Source organism: Oceanobacillus luteolus (assembly GCF_042678205.1).
GTDB lineage: Bacteria > Bacillota > Bacilli > Bacillales > Amphibacillaceae > Oceanobacillus > Oceanobacillus luteolus.
The window spans coordinates 1-1,736 of sequence record NZ_JBHUDE010000083.1; the positions used below are offsets into that span (position 1 = coordinate 1).

The window sequence follows — 1,736 nt, forward strand, 5'->3', positions numbered from 1 at the left end:
ATTATATCGTTTACCGTTATTTCTTGTATTCATCGGACACATCCTCCTTGAAATTCATTGTATAAATTTAACTTAGATGTGTCCATGAAACTATACTAGCATCAATAAAGGGAAAACAATAGGTATAATGATAATAAGCAGCCAGTTCATTTCTTCATAAAATATCCAGTAAAATATCATTAAAAAAACAAAGAGAATGATAAACTCGATTACAAAATACTTTATTCTATTCTTAGTCATTTGATGTATCTCCCCCTAACATAGCGATTCCTTCATTAATTCTCAATCCAAGATTAGTTTTGATAACATGTCTCATATTCATCTTTCATTAACAGACTTTTACAAGCTAAACCATTTTCATGATAAATTTCTTTCCCGATTTCCAATTGGATGCTTCTATTTGAATTAGGATATTGCCGACTCTTGTTTTGAATGAAAAGTTTATCCTCGCTCAGCCAATGCAAAGAAGTATTATTCATTGCACTACTATAATAAACCGTTTGCGTTTTATCCTTCTCTTTGTTGTTTGTAATTTCAACCCACATATTAACACCGCCTGCCGCTCCGCCATACAGTTCATAATAAGCATGAGCTGTATATGTTCCATTAGGTGATGTTATAGGTCCAGGTCCCATTTGAATAGAATCTCGATCAATATCATTGAATGTAAAAAAGTAAGTTTCATATATGTAAAGAGATGAAATCAGAACCATCCCAAACAACGTTACAATCAGTAGCCTCTTGGGAAAAGGTTTCTTTTTAATGAAAGAAACGATGATTCTTGCACATAAAACCAAAAATAATATCACGGTGATAATAGATAGTAAAAACCCCAATATTATAATCACGAAATCCCCCATTTTAACGTCAATATTTCTCTGATGCCCTATTGTTTCACCTTGATAAATCAATATCTATGACTTCTTCTATATAGGTTTCTCCCTCATCATTTTCTCGGACTACCTCTATTTTTACTTGTTCGTCGTTTTGCCAATGAATTTTAAAATTGTCTGGCGTATACATATCGCTTGGTACATATTCTTTATACCTTTCTAAAACACTCCCCCGTTCTCCATAGAATATTTGAACTGTGGAGTATTGAGATTTGCCTTTAGATTTACTTACTTCTCTGAGTTGGATGATATTCTTAAGGCTTGGTGATTCACTTGTCTTGAATGTAAAAGAACCTAAAGTAATTTCTACATTTTCTTTAAATGGGTTAGGATCTTCAGCATTGAACTGGATTATCTCCGCTGCTTGTTCTTCCCCATCTATGGTGATTGTTGCTTCATTTTCATTCTCCCAGTGAATTACAAAATTGGTATCTTGAAGCATTTTCCCATCATTAGCCACGCTTCGTTCCATATATTGTCTACCGTATTTAATTCTCACGGTGGAAGGACCGAAAAAAGCTGGTTCTCCTTTCTCAACAATCTTAATCGTCTTGATTTCGTTTGGAGAATGACTGACAAGAAGTGTTTTTTCTTTGAAATACATCTCGTAGGAAAACACACCAATGAAAAGTATAATTGGTAAGATCACTAAAATTATGGACCAAATTAGGCAACCAAATTTTGTTCGTGCTTTAACCAGTTCTATTTCTCGCTTGGAATCTCTTCCCCTATTCATTTATGTACTTCCTTGATCATCTGAAACACACCTTTTTTTACAAATAATACCATAAGTTCATCAAATAAGAAGAGGCTGGGACAAAACCCCAGTAAATAGAAAATAGC

The 1,736-nt window shown here is 33.6% G+C and carries 3 protein-coding genes; all 3 read right to left on the bottom strand.

Features of this window, described 5'->3' with window-relative positions; all coding sequences use genetic code 11:
- Nucleotides 1-90 precede the first annotated feature (90 nt).
- Genes ACFSBH_RS12295 through ACFSBH_RS12305 form a run of 3 tightly spaced genes read right to left on the bottom strand, consistent with a single transcriptional unit; the run spans nucleotide 91 to nucleotide 1,629 of the window.
- A complete protein-coding gene (locus ACFSBH_RS12295) occupies nucleotides 91-240 on the bottom strand; it encodes a hypothetical protein (protein ID WP_379597769.1) in 150 nt (49 codons plus the stop codon).
- A 53-nt stretch (nucleotides 241-293) separates the two neighbouring features.
- Complete coding sequence (locus ACFSBH_RS12300; RefSeq protein ID WP_379597771.1) at nucleotides 294-911, bottom strand: DUF5412 family protein; 618 nt, start codon at nucleotides 909-911, stop codon at nucleotides 294-296.
- Entirely contained in the window at nucleotides 895-1,629 is a 735-nt protein-coding gene (locus ACFSBH_RS12305) for a hypothetical protein (protein WP_379597773.1), read from the bottom strand. The genes ACFSBH_RS12300 and ACFSBH_RS12305 overlap by 17 nt, the downstream gene beginning before the upstream one ends.
- Nucleotides 1,630-1,736: the final 107 nt, after the last annotated feature.

What these genes read in the sequence shown, in the direction of transcription:
- ACFSBH_RS12295 (WP_379597769.1), bottom strand. Translation starts at nt 240, where the DNA reads ATGACTAAGAATAGAATAAAGTATTTTGTAATCGAGTTTATCATTCTC.
- ACFSBH_RS12305 (WP_379597773.1), bottom strand. Translation starts at nt 1,629, where the DNA reads ATGAATAGGGGAAGAGATTCCAAGCGAGAAATAGAACTGGTTAAAGCA.